The 15,656-nt window shown below is 74.0% G+C and carries 14 protein-coding genes and 1 pseudogene; 6 read left to right on the top strand and 9 right to left on the bottom strand.

Translation table 11 applies throughout. The features are described 5' to 3' along the window. Nucleotides 1-107: 107 nt before the first annotated feature. Together ACWCP2_RS04505 and ACWCP2_RS04500 are read right to left on the bottom strand one after the other, a co-directional pair. On the bottom strand, nt 108-1,079 hold the full coding sequence (locus tag ACWCP2_RS04505) for a metallophosphoesterase family protein (protein ID WP_450907088.1): 972 nt from the start codon (nt 1,077-1,079) through the stop codon (nt 108-110). Further along, a complete protein-coding gene (locus ACWCP2_RS04500) occupies nt 1,076-1,912 on the bottom strand; it encodes a hypothetical protein (protein ID WP_450907087.1) in 837 nt (278 codons plus the stop codon). The genes ACWCP2_RS04505 and ACWCP2_RS04500 overlap by 4 nt, the downstream gene beginning before the upstream one ends. Before the next feature lie 495 nt (nt 1,913-2,407). Between ACWCP2_RS04500 and ACWCP2_RS04495 the strand changes: the two genes are divergently transcribed. Further along, nucleotides 2,408-3,484 (top strand): alpha/beta hydrolase, encoded by a 1,077-nt coding sequence (locus tag ACWCP2_RS04495; protein WP_450907086.1) that lies wholly within the window; start codon nt 2,408-2,410, stop codon nt 3,482-3,484. On the opposite strand, the gene ACWCP2_RS04490 is transcribed toward ACWCP2_RS04495, so the two are convergent. Then, nucleotides 3,461-4,738, bottom strand: coding sequence for a cytochrome P450 family protein (locus ACWCP2_RS04490; RefSeq protein ID WP_450907085.1), 1,278 nt, complete (start codon nt 4,736-4,738; stop codon nt 3,461-3,463). The genes ACWCP2_RS04495 and ACWCP2_RS04490 overlap by 24 nt on opposite strands. Before the next feature lie 169 nt (nt 4,739-4,907). Between ACWCP2_RS04490 and ACWCP2_RS04485 the strand changes: the two genes are divergently transcribed. Further along, entirely contained in the window at nt 4,908-5,831 is a 924-nt protein-coding gene (locus ACWCP2_RS04485) for an SDR family oxidoreductase (protein WP_450907084.1), read from the top strand. 72 nt (nt 5,832-5,903) lie between these two features. Here the strand turns inward: ACWCP2_RS04485 and ACWCP2_RS04480 are convergent, their stop codons facing one another. After that, on the bottom strand, nt 5,904-6,683 hold the full coding sequence (locus ACWCP2_RS04480) for a TetR/AcrR family transcriptional regulator (protein ID WP_450907083.1): 780 nt from the start codon (nt 6,681-6,683) through the stop codon (nt 5,904-5,906). A 106-nt stretch (nt 6,684-6,789) separates the two neighbouring features. Between ACWCP2_RS04480 and ACWCP2_RS04475 the strand changes: the two genes are divergently transcribed. Continuing rightward, entirely contained in the window at nt 6,790-7,212 is a 423-nt protein-coding gene (locus ACWCP2_RS04475; RefSeq protein ID WP_450907082.1) for a VOC family protein, read from the top strand. After that, nucleotides 7,209-7,585 (top strand): annotated as a pseudogene (locus ACWCP2_RS04470) (hypothetical protein). The gene ACWCP2_RS04475 and the pseudogene ACWCP2_RS04470 overlap by 4 nt, the downstream one beginning before the upstream one ends. A gap of 27 nt (nt 7,586-7,612) precedes the next feature. On the opposite strand, the gene ACWCP2_RS04465 reads toward ACWCP2_RS04470, so the two are convergent. Then, the gene (locus ACWCP2_RS04465) at nt 7,613-8,689 is read right to left on the bottom strand and encodes an enoyl-CoA hydratase/isomerase family protein (protein WP_450907081.1); all 1,077 of its coding nucleotides are present in this window, start codon (nt 8,687-8,689) and stop codon (nt 7,613-7,615) included. A gap of 94 nt (nt 8,690-8,783) precedes the next feature. Between ACWCP2_RS04465 and ACWCP2_RS04460 the strand changes: the two genes are divergently transcribed. Next, complete coding sequence (locus tag ACWCP2_RS04460; protein ID WP_450907080.1) at nt 8,784-9,557, top strand: sporulation protein; 774 nt, start codon at nt 8,784-8,786, stop codon at nt 9,555-9,557. Between the two features lie 105 nt (nt 9,558-9,662). Here the strand turns inward: ACWCP2_RS04460 and ACWCP2_RS04455 are convergent, their stop codons facing one another. The 3 genes from ACWCP2_RS04455 to ACWCP2_RS04445 form a co-directional block, all read right to left on the bottom strand. After that, entirely contained in the window at nt 9,663-10,145 is a 483-nt protein-coding gene (locus ACWCP2_RS04455; RefSeq protein WP_450907079.1) for a hypothetical protein, read from the bottom strand. A 49-nt stretch (nt 10,146-10,194) separates the two neighbouring features. Continuing rightward, nucleotides 10,195-11,937, bottom strand: coding sequence for an FAD-dependent monooxygenase (locus ACWCP2_RS04450; RefSeq protein WP_450907078.1), 1,743 nt, complete (start codon nt 11,935-11,937; stop codon nt 10,195-10,197). 130 nt (nt 11,938-12,067) lie between these two features. Next, complete coding sequence (locus ACWCP2_RS04445; RefSeq protein WP_450907077.1) at nt 12,068-12,820, bottom strand: AraC family transcriptional regulator; 753 nt, start codon at nt 12,818-12,820, stop codon at nt 12,068-12,070. 54 nt (nt 12,821-12,874) lie between these two features. Here ACWCP2_RS04445 and ACWCP2_RS04440 point away from each other — a divergent pair, with 54 nt between their 5' ends. Beyond that, nucleotides 12,875-14,161 (top strand): MFS transporter, encoded by a 1,287-nt coding sequence (locus ACWCP2_RS04440; protein WP_450907076.1) that lies wholly within the window; start codon nt 12,875-12,877, stop codon nt 14,159-14,161. 16 nt (nt 14,162-14,177) lie between these two features. On the opposite strand, the gene ACWCP2_RS04435 is transcribed toward ACWCP2_RS04440, so the two are convergent. After that, nucleotides 14,178-15,656: a TfuA-like protein gene (locus ACWCP2_RS04435; RefSeq protein WP_450907075.1), complete on the bottom strand. Its 1,479-nt coding sequence runs from the start codon at nt 15,654-15,656 to the stop codon at nt 14,178-14,180.

Below are 15,656 nucleotides of genomic sequence, written 5' to 3'. Positions count from 1 at the left end.
ACGCCGTGGGCTCGGCAGACGGCAGGCTCGGCAGGCCGTGGGCTCAGCCGACGGCCGGCTCGGCAGGCCGTGGGCTCGGCAGACGGCAGGTTCGACCGGTGGCCGGTTCAGCAGGCGGCGGGCAGGGCCTCGGCCGGGCAGACCATGGCGGCCGGACCGGCCAGGGCGCGGGCCTCGTGGAGGAGGCCGGGGTCGGTGGCGGGGCTGAGGGTCCAGACGACGGCGCCCCCTTCGGACGGCTGCGGGACGGCGGCGAAACGGTTCTTCAGCTCGGCTTCGGCGGTCTCCGGGCACGGGAGGTGAAGGGTCTCGTACCGCACCGGGGCGGTGTCCACCGGGAGGATCCGCGGCGCTCCGGGGCCCGCGATCAGCAGCTCGGTGAATCCGCGGCCGCCGGCCTCCGCGGGCCCGCGGGCGTGGGTGTTGCCCGGGTACGCGGCGAAGGCGCCGGCGCCGGGGACCAGCCGGTGGTGGACGTGGCCCAGGGCCCAGTAGTCGTAGCCGGCGCGGGCCAGCGTCCGCGGGTCGGCCGGTGCGCAGACCCGGCGGCTCCAGGCGCCGTGCAGGCTGGTGTGCAGCAGTCCTATGTTGACGGCGCCGGGTACGGCGCGCGGGAAGCCCGCAGCGAGGTCGCGGCGCTCGTCGGGATCGGCCACCGACTGGCCGTGGACGGTGATGCCGAGGTCGTGCCAGGTCACCGACTCGGGGGCGTCGCCGCCGAGCCAGCGCACCGAGGGCGGGAGGTTCAGTTTGTGCGGCAGCGGGGTCTCGGCGTCGTGGTTGCCCGAGACCACGACCGTGCGCAGGCCCGCCTCGTGGAAGGTGCCGAGCGCGTCCTGGCAGGCGGCCAGAGCCCGGGCGTCGCAGTGGCGGCGGTCGAAGACGTCCCCGGCGACGAGCACCGCGTCGTAGCCGCCCTCGACGATGCGCCGCACGGCCGCGCGCAGGGCCTCGTACGGGGCTTCGCGCCCGTCTATCGCGGGGGCGCCGGGGTAGTGGGCCAGCCCGCGCAGGGCGGAGCCTATGTGCAGGTCGGCCAGGTGGGCCACGCGTATCGGCGCGGGCGCGGAGGTGTTCACCGGCCGAGGATGAGGTCGGTCTTGAAGGCGTCCCGCTCCAGCAGCCAGCCTTCGGCGCGGAGCTTGCCCATCAGGTCGGAGCGGAGTTCGACCGCGTCGCGCAGGGTGCGCCCCTTGGCGGTGATCTCGGTGAACCAGGCGAGCTCGCCGGAGGCGGTCCGCAGCCGGCTGACTTGCGTCTCCATCGCGTGATCGAGCATCCGGCCAGGATAGTTGGCCTGTCTTACGGGACCGTGGAGCCGGGATGAAGCGGTGACCGACTCAGCCCAACCGGCAGGTTTCGCACCCCACTTGGCGAGCTTGCCGGGCAGTCGGTCCAGGACGAGGGCGCGGGAGGCGTCGAGTCCGGGGAGTTCACCGGGCGCCAGGCCCGGGACCGGACGGCACTTCTTGTTGGTGAAGTCGAGGGTGGCGCGGGTGTGGCTGAGGTTGACCTGGACGGAGTAATTGCCGTCGCCGGCGCAGAAGTTGTACCCGGAAGCCCGGTCCATCACGCGCCGCACCTCGGCCGGGTCCGTGCCGTCGCCCTCGATGTCGAAGCGCGCCTTGTAGGCGAGGCGGATGCGGTTCTCGTCGTCGTGGCGCCGGATGCGGACGATCCAGCCCTGGCCGTTCAGGCTGCGCCCGGCGTCGTCCATGTACTGGGCGACCTCGACGCGGCCGGGCGCGCCGAGCGACAGCGCGGCGGCCGCGGCGGCCGTGGGCAGGCCGTCGGCGTCGAGCACCCGCTCCGGGTCGACCAGCAGTTTCACCTGGTAGCCCGCGCGCGACGGAGTCACCGGCGGCATCCCGGCCCGCACCCCGGACCGGATCCGGTGACTCGTCGATTTCATGATTTTCCGCGTATTGCGCATATCCCCGTCGATCATGCCTCATACGACACCAGCACGCCCGAAAGCCTCGGAACCGCGCGGGTGAACAGGCGGTGAATGTACCCCAGGAGCAAGGCCCTGACCTGTGAGGTCTCACGGCACCCCGGTTCGGGATCTTCGCCGTTCGTTCACATCGAGATCCCGGCAACGGACAAAGGCGCACGTCACGACCACTCCGCTCGCCCCGTCCCGCAAGCTCACCACCCCCGGCAGGCCGCCGGCGCGGCCGGAGGCGAGAACGGGGGCGAGAACGGAGGCGAGCACGGGGGCGAGCACGACGAAGGGCCCCTTCGCCCATACCTTCGACTCGGTAGCCGGCGCCGGCCGGCTTGACCGTCCGGCAGCACCCGGTCCGACACGATGCGCACCGCCCCCTCCGCAGGGCGGTGCGCATCGTAGATTTGGCGTATTGTCCGGAATTCTCCATCATTCCGTCGTACGTCAGGAGCCGGCGCAGTGGAGCTGACCAGTACGTCGTTCCTCATCACGCTGATCGTCGTCACCGCGCTCGCGATGCTCGCCGCGCTGCTCCTGTGGAACCGCGTCCCGGGCCCCGGCTGGGTGCGCTGGCCGGCCCGGCTGCTGATGATCGGCCTGTGCCAGCTCACCGCCATCTGCGTGGTGGCCACCTGGATCAACGGGAGCTACGGCCTCTACTCCTCGTGGGACGACCTGCTGGGCACCGACACCGGGAACGGTTCCCCCATGACCGGGCCGCCGCTGGGGCGGGCCAAGTTCACCCTCGGCGGCGACGGCACGCGCACCACCTACTTCCGCGGCTCCCACTCGAAGCTCGCCGGCCAGGTGATCGTGTGGACTCCCCCGGAGTACGACGCACCGGGTGCGGACAAGACCCGGTTCCCGGTGCTGATGCTGCTGCACGGCTATCCGGGCTCGCCCCGCTCCTGGCTCGACATCGGTGACATGCCCGGCGCGCTGGAGCAGCTCGTCCAGCTCGGCGCGGCGCACCCCTTCATCCTGGTGATCCCCGACCTGTACCCGGGAGGCGTGAACACCGACTGCACGAACACCCCGCAGCGCAAGGTGGCGAGCTGGCTCGCCGAGGACGTGCCGGATCTGGTCGCCAAGAACTTCCGCACGCTCCCCGAGCCCAAGGGCTGGGGGCTGATGGGCATTTCCACCGGGGCGTTCTGCGCGGCCAAACTGCCCCTCCAGTACCCGAAGGTCTTCCGGGCGGGCGCGGCCCTGGACCCGGATCCGCTGACCGGCGACCCGGACGTGCTGTCCGATCCGGTGCTGCGCGAGCGCAACAGCCCGATGTGGCTGGTCGCGCAGGCCAAGCGGGACAAGAACACCGACGTCGGGCTGTTCCTCGCCACGTCCGCGCAGGACAAGGACAGCCCGCCGCAGCAGCTGGCCGAGTTCACGAAGGCGGCCCAGGATTCCGGAGTGCGGGTCAAGACGCTGGTCCGCCCTCAGGGCGGACACAACTTCCAGACCTGGATCGCGATGTACCCCGACGCACTGGGGTGGCTGAGCACCGAGATCTCACCGCCCGCCGGAGCCCCGTAGGCGGACCGGCAGCGACTCGACGCTGTTGCCTATGAAGCTGCGCTGGTGCGGGAGTTCGGCTTCGGGGACGGCCAGGTCCAGGTCCGGGAAGCGGGTGAAGAGGGCCTCCAGGGCGATGGTGGCCTCCAGCCGGGCGAGCGGGGCTCCGACGCAGTAGTGCGCGCCGTGGCCGAAGGACAGGTTGCGGGCCGCGGTGGGGCGGGTCAGGTCGAAGCGGTCGGCGCCGGGGCCGTGGAAGGCCTCGTCGCGGCCGGCCGCCGTGTAGCCGGCGAGGACCGGGGTGCCCTGCGGGATCACGGTCCCGCCGATGGTCAGATCGCGGGTCGGGTAGCGGAACGGGAACCAGCTGACCGGGGCGTCGAAGCGCAGGGTCTCGTCGACCACGTCCGACCAGGTGGCCTTCCCCTCGAGCACCAGCGCGAGCTGGTCGCGGTGGGTGCACAGGGCGCGTACGGCGTTGCTGATCAGGTTGAGCGTGGTCTCGTGGCCCGCTACGAGCATCAGCCGCATGGTGCCGGTGAGTTCGGCCTCGCTGAGCCGGTCGCCGTCGCCGTCCCGGGCGGCGATCAGCGCGCTGGTCAGGTCCTCGCCCGGATCGGCCCGGCGGGCCGCGGCGATGGTGGCGATCAGCTCGACGAGCTCGCGCAGGGCCCCCATGACCTCGGCCGGGGTGACGTCGGTGGCGACGATGACCGTGTTGGACAACGCGTGCAGCCGCCCCCGGTGTTCGGGGTTCACCCCGAGGAGCTCGCAGATCACGCTCATCGGGAGCGGGAGCGCGACGTGCGTGCGCAGGTCCGCCACCCCGTCCGGGGAGGCCTCGGCCGCCCGCTCCAGGTCCCCCAGCAGTCCGGCCGTCAGCTCCTCGATGCGGGGGCGCAGCCGCTCCACCTGGCGGGCGGTGAAGGCGTTGCCGACCAGGGAGCGCAGCCGGCGGTGGTCGGCGTCGTCGGCGGTGTGCATGCCCTGGGCGTTGGCGAAGACGCGCAGCGGCCAGTCCGGGGCGATGGTGCCGTCGTGCAGGGCGGGGAAGTGCCGGGCGTCCTTGGCCACATCGGGGTGGGCGAGGAACTCCTTCAGCGCCTCGTGACCGAGGACGACCGCACCGGGAACGCCACCGGGAAGCACCACCTCGGCCACGGCTCCCCGGGCGCGCAGCCGGGCGTTGAGGGCGTGCGGGCAGCCGCCGGCGGGGTCGATGACGTACGGGGACGGGGGCGTCGGCTCGGATGCCGTCACGGGTTCGCTGGACAAGCCTGTCTCCTGACAATACGAACGGATCTCCGCCAACAGTGCGGCCTCGGGGGCCGGTTGTTCAAGGCCGCACCCGCCCCGTCTCGCGGATCCACTCCCTCCCCGGCTCACGGAGCCGCAGGCGCGCCGGACCGCCCGCGCCGTGCGCGTGCGCCGTAGGGTCGGGGTCATGACGCAGGTACAGCGGACTCTCGAAGACAAGGTGGCCCTGGTGGCCGGGGCGACCCGCGGCGCGGGCCGGGGCATCGCGGTCGAACTGGGCGCCCGCGGCGCGACCGTGTACGTGAGCGGGCGCAGCACCCGGGGCAGTCGCTCGGAGTACGACCGGCCTGAGACGATCGAGGAGACGGCCGAACTGGTCACGGCGGCCGGGGGACGCGGCATCGCGGTGGTGGCGGACCATCTGGTCCCCGAGCAGGTCGAGGCCCTCGTCGGGCGGATCGACGCGGAGCAGGGCCGGCTCGACGTACTGGTGAACGACATCTGGGGCGGCGAGCGGCTCTTCGAGTGGGAGAGCACGGTCTGGGAACACGACCTGGACAACGGACTGCGGCTGCTGCGGCTGGCCGTGGAGACCCACGCGGTGACCAGCCACTACGCCCTCCCCCTGCTGCTGCGCGAACCGGGCGGACTGGTGGTGGAGATGACGGACGGCACGGCGGAGTACAACGCGAGCCGCTACCGGGTCTCCTTCTTCTACGACATCGCCAAGTCGGCGGTGCTGCGCATGGCGTTCGCGCTCGGACACGAGGTGGGCCCGCGCGGGGCGACGGCGGTGGCCCTCACCCCGGGCTGGCTCCGTTCGGAGATGATGCTGGACAACTTCGGTGTCACCGAGGCGAATTGGCGGGACGCCCTGAAGACGGTCCCGCACTTCGGCATCTCGGAGACCCCCTTCTACGTGGGCCGCGCGGTCGCCGCGCTGGCGGCCGACCCGGAACTGTCGCGCTGGAACGGGCAGTCGCTCTCCAGCGGGCAACTGGCCCGGGTCTACGGCTTCACCGACGTGGACGGCAGCCGGCCGGACGCCTGGCGGTACATGGTCGAGGTCCAGGACCCGGACCTCCCGGCGGACCCCACGGGCTACCGGTAGGACGCACCTCCCGGATCAGGCCCGGTCGGGTCGGTCGGGCCCGGTCGGGTCGGCCCGGTCGGGCAGGCCCGCTCAGTCCGCGCCGCCCCGCTCCAGCAGCCGCGCGATCCCGTCGAGGACGCAGCGCAGGCCGAAGTCCCACACGGTCTCGGGGCTGTACCCGCCGACCGCGCCGCCGACCCGCCCGGCGAGGGGATAGCGCCCGGGGTCCATGACCCGTTCCAGCAGCGGGGCGCTGAGCTCCCACCACTCCTGGTCGCTCTGGCGGGCGTTGTGCGCGGCGGTGTCGGCGGCGGCCAGGGCCTGGGCGTGGACGAAGCCGAGGAGGTGGGTCAGGGCGGCGTCCATCTCCACGTCGGTGAGGCCGATCCCCTCGAAGGCCGCGAGCTCGTACTCGTACTTGCCGATGACGCCGGGCCCCAGCGGGGGCCGGGTGACCGGCAGTTCGGCGGTCCAGGGGTGCCGCAGGTACAGCGCACGGTTGTCCCCGGCGATGCGGGCGGCCCTCTCCCGCCAGGACCCGTCGGGGCCCGGCTCGGCGCGGTCCATGGCCAGGTACGCGGCATCCAGCATCAGGTCGAGCAGCTCGGCCTTGCCGGGGACGTAGGTGTAGAGGGTCATGGGGGTGACCCCCAGCCGCTGGGCCAGCGCCCGCATCGTCAGCGCGGCCAGCCCCGACCGCCCCTCGCCCGCCGCCTCGTCGGCCAGTGCGATCGCACCGTCGACGACGGCGTCGACGGTCAGCCCCTGCCGGGGCCCGCGCCGCCCGCTGGGCGCCCCCTGCCCCGGCTCGCGCCACAGCAGCTCCAGCGTACGGACGGGGTCGCCCGCGCCGCTCCGGTCCGTGGTCACTCCCGGCCCCTTCCCGCCGCCTTCCGGCAGCCCGCCCAATTAACCTTATACACTGTACAGAATACGCTGTATAATGAAACTCCGAGCCACGCTACCAGGAGGAACCATGCGGATCACCACCACCGCCATCTGCCTCACGGTCGAGGACGCCACCACCTCTTCCACCTTCCTGACCAGGCATTTCGGATTCAAGGAAACGATGGCGGCCGACGGCTTCGCCTCCCTCTCCCACCCCGACGGCCCGAACGTGATCTTCGTGCGGCGCGGCCTGGAGGTCCTTCCCGAGGATCTGCGCGAGCAGCACGCCGCCGGAGTACTCCTGGCGTTCACCGTCGCCGACCTGCCCGCCGAGTACGAGCGGCTGCGCTCCGAGGGCGTCCCCATCGTCATGGAGCCGCGCGTGGAGCCCTGGGGCGAGCGGCTGTTCCTGGTGTCCGACCCCAACGGTGTGATCATCGAACTGGTCGACTGGGTGGAAGCCGCTCCCGGGACGGCCGCCACCACCGACGACAGGAGCACGCTCCAGTGACCCCACCCCGCCTGATCCCCCTGCTGGCCCAGTTCGACTTCGCGCGCACCCGCCTCTCGGACCGCATGCCCGGGCCCGTCGTGGACAGCGGCGACGGGTCGGGAGCCGCGCGCTGACCCGGGCCGACCAGCGCGTCGAGGGCGGGGCCGCGGGAGCGCTCACGGGCTTCGGCTCCGCCGCGGCGGCCTGGCGCGACGCGCTGCTGGGCGTCGGCGAAGCGGCCCTGGACACCGTGGGCTACTGCACCTATCCGCACGGAAGCGACGCGGAGGAGCCGTTCGTCGACATCGCCTGGTGGGTCAACCAGGAACTGCTGCACCACGGTGCCGAGATCGCCCTGATCCGCGATCTGTACCGGGCCCGGCGGCCCTGACCCGGCTCCCGCACCCGGCGGGCGGGTTCACCCCGTGGCGGTCCACGGGCCGCCCCCGGCGAGCGGGGCGAAGAAGCGGGCCACGTCCTGCCCCGTGACCTCGCCGAGGGTGGCCGGGGACCAGCGCGGCCTGCGGTCCTTGTCGACCACCTGGGCCCGGATGCCCTCCACCAGGTCGGGTGAGGTCAGCGCATTGCAGGAGACCCGGAACTCCTGTTCCAGCACCGGCTCCAGCGCGCCGAGCGCTGCGGCCCGGCGTACGGACTCCAGGGTCACCTTCAGGGCGGTCGGGGACTTGGCGAGGATGGTCTCGGCGGCCTCCTTCGCCTCCGGGTCCCCGTGTCCGAGCAGCCGGTCCACGATCTCCTCGACGCCGTCGGCGGCGTAGCAGTGGTCGATCCACTCCCGCGCCCCGGCCAGCGTCCCGGGCCCGGGCTCGGCGGTGTACCGCTCCAGCACCTCCCGGGCCGGGGCCCCGGCGAGCCCGGCGGTCAGCTCCGGCAGCCGGCCGGCGGGTACGAAGTGGTCGGCGAGCCCGCACAGCAGCGCGTCGGCGGCGCCCACCGCGGAGCCGGTGAGGGCGAGATGGGTGCCGAGCAGGCCGGGGGCGCGGGCCAGCAGGTGGGTGCCGCCGACGTCCGGGACGAAGCCGATGCCGGTTTCGGGCATGGCGACGCGGGAGCGCTCGGTGACCACGCGGACGCCGCCGTGCGCCGACACCCCGACTCCGCCGCCCATCACGATGCCGTCCATGAGGGCCACGTAGGGCTTGGGGTAGCGGGCGATGTACGCGTTGAGGCGGTACTCGTCGCGCCAGAAGGCGGCGGAGGCCCGCGTCCCGGCCTTGGCGTCGTCGTGGATGGCCCGGATGTCACCGCCGGCGCACAGCCCGCGCTCGCCCGCGCCGCGGATGAGCACCTGTTCCACGCCCGGATCCCGTTCCCAGCCGGTCAGGGCCTCGGTGATGCGGAGCACCATGGGGTGGGTGAGGGCGTTGAGGGCCCTGGGGCGGTTGAGGGTGATCACCCCGGTACGGCCTTCGACGGCGCACAGGACGGGGTCGGCGGCGCCGGTGGTGGCTGCGGATTCGGCTGCGGTGTTCACGCCGTCCAGTATGGAGGGCCCGTGGCCCGGCCCGTCGTGCGGAAGATCCTCCTGATCATGATCGTCGGGGGCCGGTCTGCCCTAACCTGCCCCCATGGTCTTCAAACGTCTCCTGGGCAAGGGCGGCATACCGCTCGAAGTGAACACGATCGTCCAGCCCGAACCGGCGCGCCCGGGCGGACTGCTCACCGGCGAAGTGGTGCTGCGGGCTCCGGACCGCGAGGTGGAACTGAAGGGCGTCGACCTGACGTTCCTCTACAACCCGCCCCAGGTCCGCAAGGGCGGCGGCGAGGGTGCGAAGGGCGACACGATCGACCACATCCACGCGACCGGCGCGTACTTCACCCTCGCCCGGGGCGAGGAGCGCCGGGTGCCCTTCGAGCACCGGCTCCGCTGGGAGACCCCGGTGTCCGAGACCCGCGGCCGCGGGCTCGGCGGCATCGACCTGTTCCTGAACACCGGAGTCAGGATCGAGGGGAGCGAGACGCAGCGGGACTTCGACCCGGTCCGCGTCACCACGCTCCCGCTGTACGAGGCCGTCCTCGACGGCTTCACCGCCGCGGGCTACGGCCACGACCGCGCGCCCGTCAACCAGCGCTCCATCCCCGACGTCGAATGGCACCTCCCCCTCCGGCAGACCTTCCTGCTGACCGGCCCGCGGCCCCTGGAGCTGTCCTTCCACACCAACGCGGTCGGCAGCGAGATCTTCCTCCGCGACGCCGACCGGCGCCACACCTCCTGGCAGGACAAGCCTCCGGCCCTGCGCGCCGTCGCCGCCCACCACGACGTGGGACGGGCCGACTTCGCCGAGGAAACCCGGCGCTGGATCGCCGGCCTCGACGCCCTCACGGAGGGACCGGCCGTCTAGGGCGTCGCTTCTTCTGGGGTGACCGTTCGCCGAACCGTGCCTGTCGGATCTGGTGGAGCGGCTGGTGCCGGACGCGGACTTGTTCGCGTGGACGGGCGGGAACAGTCAGCCCGAGGCCCCGACGCCGGCGACCCAGACACCCAACGGCGTGATCTCCGGCTCGGTTCCGGTCCTCGCCGACGGGCTCCGCACGTCGTCCAGATCCGACCAGGCGACGGAGCCTGGCTCGCCGTCGGCCAGAAAGCCCTCCACGACCGGACCGAGGTCGTCGGAAACCGTATGGGCACCGTTGAACGGCAAGGCATCCGCGGGCACGGAACCGGTCGAGCACCGAAGCCGGCCGGCCTGCTCGTCGTGCCACACGTAGAACGTCGCCACGCCGGGGAAGCCCAGATCGCGAATGCGTTCCCGGATGGCAGCGGCAGTCCGCTCGAAGGCAGCCACCACCGCGGCGACGGACAACGAACTCCTGTCCTCGGCTCCCGTACTCAGCGACCAGGTGTTGGTCTCCCACTCCACCCGCCGGTCATCCGGCTCCAATACCAGGGGATCGTCCGCCACTTCGGCAATCCACGTCAACAGCACCACCGCAGTATCCTGCACAGCCCGGCCCGGGAACCGCCAAGAGAATCGGCGTCTACGCCCGGGGTGCGGAGAGCGCGGCCAGGTAGCCGGAGAGTGCCGCCGCCGTGGCGGGGAGCGGGAAGCGGGCGCCGAGGTACCCGTCCGGGCGTACGAGGAATCCGGTCGGGCCGTCGGCGCCGTAGAGCCGGGCGAACTCCCCCGCGGCGTCCCGGTATCCGGGGACGGAGGCGGGCAGGCCCGCGGCGGCGTCGGGGGCGGCCTCGCGGGCGAGGACGGCCACCGTGCGCGGGGCGGTCGCGTCGGCGGCCGGGCCCCCGGCCGGTGCCGGCCCCTCCGCCAGTGCCGGTCCCGCGGACCGGGCCTGCTCGGCGGCCTCGGTCAGGGCCGCGCCGTCGGCCCCGTACAGGAGCACCACGTGGCCGGCCCGGCCGCGCAGGACGTCGAGCAGCCGCGAGGGGTAGGCGGCGAGGGGCATGGTCAACCCGCCGCAGTCCGGGGCCCGTTCGCCGGGCTGCGGGGAGCCGGCCGGGCCGGACGCGGGCCCGGCGAGCGGCCCGTCCCCGTATCCGACGAGCAGTTGGGCCTCGCGGAGCAGCACGGTCCGCTGATCGTCCGGCTCGTTCTCCATGCCCCGGGTCGCGTGCCGCACGGTCCGGCCGACGACCTCCTCGCCGACGGGGCGGCGTTCGGCGTCGTAGCTCGTGAGCAGGGCGGGCCCGGCGGACTCCCGCAGGACGAGCGCGAGCTTCCAGGCCAGGTTGCAGGCGTCCTGGATGCCGGTGTTCATGCCCTGGGCGCCGGTGGGCGGGTGGATGTGGGCGGCGTCGCCCGCGACGAAGACGCGCCCGTCGCCGTAGCGGTCGACGATGCGGTGGCTGATGCGGAAGACGGAGGACCAGCGCAGGGCGGAGACCGTGGCCGGGGCCGGGGCCAGGCGGTCGACGACGGCCTGGATGTGGGAGAGCGCGGGGACCCGGCCCCCCTCCAGCCCGTGCCGTACGCCGTCGCCCGCTCCCGGGCCGCCCGGCGATCCGCGGCCCGGACCGCCGGGCGGCTGCGCGGAGAGTTCGGGCGGAACCAGCATCGACATCCGGTAACGGCCCCGGCCCGGCAGCGGGATGCACACCAGCACGTCGTCGGTGGAGCCGTCGGCGCCCTGGTGCACGGACCGCAGTCCGTACCCCTCGGGCAGGTCCCAGTCGCTCACGACGTCCGCCAGCATGTACTCCTCGGTGAAGGCGCCGCCCTCGTAGGAGAGTCCCAGCCCCTTGCGCACGGTGCTGTGGGCCCCGTCGCAGCCGATGAGGTAGCGGGTGCGCAGCTCCTCCTCGGCCCCGGACGCGGTGCGCAGCAGGCTCGTGACGCCGCCGGAGTCCTCCCCGGGGCCGTCCTGGGTGAACGACAGGAGTTCGGTGCCGCGTTCGATGGCCGTGCCCAGCCCGGCGAGGTGTTCCTCGAGGATCCTCTCGGTCTCGTACTGCGGCAACGCGGCGAAGCGGTACGGCACTTCGGGTGGCAGCATCAGCTCGATCCGGGGGCGCTCGACGCCGTTGACGTAGATCAGCTGGCCGCGCAGGGACACGGCGCTCTCCACGACGGTGCGGGCCAGGCCCATCCGGTCCCAGACCTCCAGCGTGCGCGGCTGGATGCCGACCGCCTTCGCGTACGGGAGGCGGGCCGGCAGCCGGTCGACGAGGCGGCAGCTCACGCCGTGGCGGCGCAGTTCCACCGCCGCGCTGAGACCGACCGGGCCGGCGCCCGCGATCAGTACGTCGGTCGTCGGGGTGCGCGCCATGAGTCCTCCCGAACGCCTGGCCCCGAAGCGTTTCCCTTTCCCCCATGCTGACCCTGCGGGGCGGGCACGGCCAGACGGGGGCCGGAGGCGGGCGCCGGAGGGGAGCCGGACGACGGTGACCGCGAAGGGCTCAGCCCGCCTTGCCGTGCGCGCCCGGGGTGTGGCCGAAGGCCCGGCGGAACACGTCGATGAACGCGCTCGCCGAGGACCAGCCGCAGCGGTGCGCGACCGCCGTCACGGGGGTGTCGACCGCCAGCAGCCGCAGCGCGTGGTGCAGGCGCAGCTGGGTCCGCCACTGGGGGAAGGTCATGCCCAGCTCGGCGCGGAAGAGCCGGCTCAGGGTCCGCTCCCCCGCCCCGGCCCCGGCGTGCGCGGAGAGCTCCGCCAGGCCGCGCGGGTCCGCCGGGTCGGCGTGCAGCAGCGCGCACACCGCGGCCAGCCGGGGGTCGGAGGGGGCGGGCAGGTGCAGCGGCTGGAGCGGTGAGGCCTTCAGCTGGTCGAGCAGCACCGCGAGCATCCTCCGCCGCTCGGCGCTGTCGTCCTGCGGGGCCCGGGTGTAGGCCAGGATCAGCTCGCGCAGCAGGGGGCCGACGGCGAGCACGGCGGGCGCGGAGAGGGAGAGCGGGTTGAGGTGGGTGGGCAGGCCCACGCAGTGCAGGTCGACGCGGCCGAAGGCGCGGTGCTCGTGCACGGTCCCGGCGGGGATCCACAGGGCGCGGGTGGTCGGGGCCACCCAGGTGCCGGCGTCGGTGGTGACGGACAGCACCCCGGAGCCCGCGTAGCAGATCTGGTGGTCGTCGTGGCGGTGCGGATCGATGCCGAGGTGGGTGTCGAGCTCGCGGATGCTCGTCGCGGCGCGCGGGGTGTGGCGGATTTTCTGCATCACCCGGCAATTTATCGGAAGCGGGCCGCCCCGGGCGAGAGGGATTCTCGACCGGTGACCTCCATGAGACCCACCCCGAACACTGCCTCGGCCCCGACCACCGCCACAGCCCCGCCCTCGACGCCGGCGTCGGCGTCGGCGTCGGCGTCGGCGTCGGCGTCGGCGTCGGCGCCCGGACCCGCCCGGCTCCGTACGGCCGCCTTCTCCGCGGGCCACTCCTGCGTGGACGTCTATCAGGGCGCCGTCGCCGCGCTCGTGCCCTTCCTCGTCTCCGAGCGCTCGTACGGCTACGCCGCCGCGTCCGGCATCGTGCTGGCCGCCTCGCTGCTCTCCTCCGTGGTCCAGCCGCTGTTCGGGGCGCTCACCGACCGGTGGCCGATGCCGTGGCTGATCCCGCTGGCCACTGGCGTCGCGGGGCTGGGCGTGGCGCTGGTCGGACTCGACGCCGGGTACGCGGCCACCCTCGCCGCCGTCGCCCTGTCCGGGCTGGGCGTCGCCGCCTACCACCCGGCGGCCGCGCGGCTGGTCCGTACGGTGGGCGGCCCCGGCCACGGGGCGATGAGCTGGTTCGCCCTCGGCGGGAACATCGGCTTCGCGTGCGCCCCGCTGCTGGTCGTCGGCGCGCTCGCGCTGCCGGGCCCGACGGGGTGGTGGCTGCTGGCCGCCCCGGCGGCGCTGGGCGTGTTCCTCAACCGGCCGCCGTCCGCGAAGCGTTCGGCGGCGGGCGGGGAGGCGGCGCTCCCGTCCCCGGCCACGGCCCGGGGCGCCCGCGACAACGGGCGGGCCTTCCTGCGGCTGACCCTGGTGGTCGTGGTCCGCTCGGTGGTGTTCACCGGGCTGAGCACCTTCATCGCGCTGTACGTCCGTGAGCGCGGCGGCGGCGGGACCGCGGGCGCCGTGGCCCTGTTCGCCCTCTTCGCCGGGAGCGCCGGCGGCACCCTCCTCGGCGGCCGGCTGGCCGCCCGCTGGGGCCGCGTCACCACCGTCCGCCGCGCCTACGCGGCCGTGGTGCCGGCCGTCGCCGGCATCCTCTTCCTGCCGCTGCCGCTGGTGTACGTCTGCTCGGCGCTGGCCGCCACCGCCCTGTACGTGCCGTTCTCCCTCCAGGTCACCCTGGGCCAGGACTACTTGCCGACCCGCATGGGCACGGCGAGCGGGGTGACCCTGGGCCTGACCGTCAGCGTGGGCGGCCTCGCGAGCCCCCTGATCGGCGTGGCGGCCGACGCGGTGTCCCTGCGGACGGCCCTGCTCCCGCTGGCCGCGCTCCCGCTGCTGGCCTGGGCCCTGGCCCGGCGCCTGCCGGAGCCCCCGGAGCCGGAGCCCGCTCCGGCCCGGGGGTGACGGCGGGCTCCCGCGGTCAGCGGGACGCGGCGGCGCGGCGTTCGCGGCCCCGCAGGACGTCCAGGGCGAAGAACCTCGGGACGGCCGCGCCCAGCCCCTCGGGCCCGGTGAACCCGCGGCGGGCCAGCTCGACGTCCGGCGAGGTGCCGCGCCCCTGCCAGTGGCGCAGGAAGAGCTTCGCGCACATCGGCGGCGGCGGGACCACGAGCCGGGGACGGGTCTCCTGCGCGGCCTCGTCGGCCCGCACCACGAGGGTGCACCACTCCTCCCAGCGCTCGGAGTCCCGCAGCCGCGCCAGGACCGCCGGCCGCCAGTCCACCGACTGCCACACCGGCCACACCCGCACCATGAGCAGCCGGATCCGCTCGGCGGCGGGGAGCTCGGCCCGTTCCCGCTCCGTGAACCAGCGCCCGAGGGAGTCCGGCAGCGGTGACCTGCCGTCGAGCCCGAGCTTGGCCCGTGCGTACGTCTCGAGGGTCATGCCCCTGGCGCCGGCGAGCTCCTCCAGCAGCCCGGTCAGCACCTCCTCGTGCAGTGCCGGATAGTCCGCGTCGAACAGCCGGGCGGCGTCCAGTACGTCGAGGTCCGACATCCACCGGCCCGGAGCGTGCTCCCGGCGGGTGCGGCGGACCAGGGACTGGGTCCGGCTGATCCCGGTGAAGGGCACCTCGGGTGCGACCGGACCCGGGGTCGCCGCGCCCCGGCCCGCGATCGCGCGCAGCGCCGCCACGGCGTCGAGCCGTTTGAGGTCCCAGACGCCCGAGGCGATCATCTCCTCCAGCGTCCACAGGGCGTCGTGGTCCTCCTCGTCGAGCGCCCCCTCGATGTCCTTCCAGCCCCGGTGGGTGAAGGGCAGCGCCGCGGCCGCCGCCACGATCCGCCGTCCGGCTTCCGGCGGGATCAGGTCGGTCTCGGCGCCCTCCTTGCAGCCGTGGCGGAGGTTCACCAGGGCCGCGGTCTGGGGCGGGTATCCCATCTCGGCCGGGCCGTGCAGGACCCCCACCTCGTCATCCCCGTCGATCTCGCCCGAGGCGTACATCGTGAAGACGGTGCCGAGGCCCCGCATACCGCAGGGGGCGAGCTCCGCGGCCCGCAGCGCGCCCATGCTCGCGGCGCCGATCACCTCCGCGCCCTCGGTGAGCACCTGGAGGATCTCCTTGTGCCCGACGGAGCGCCGTTCCCGGAAGTAGCCGTCGACGAGCACGACCACGTCTCCCGGGTGCCACTGGTCCGCGAGGAGGTCGCCCCGGCCCGCGGGCGGCCGTACGACCGCTTCCGGGAGCACCGCGTGGACATCGGCGGCCGAGAGGGTCGGCCCCGCGTAGACGACCACCCTGGAGCCGCGCGCGCCGGCCCCGCGCGCGCCGGCGCCCGCCGCGTCGGCCCCGGTCACGCCGGCCCCGGTCAGGTCGGCCCCGGTCACGTCGGACGGGCTCACGCCGGACGGGCTCGCACCGGACGGGCTCACACCGGCCCCCTGCACGCTGGACCCCAT

This window comes from Streptomyces sp. NPDC002104 (assembly GCF_053593795.1).
The sequence above is the reverse complement of the archived record's forward strand: the minus strand, read 5'-3'. Positions and strand labels throughout refer to the sequence as shown.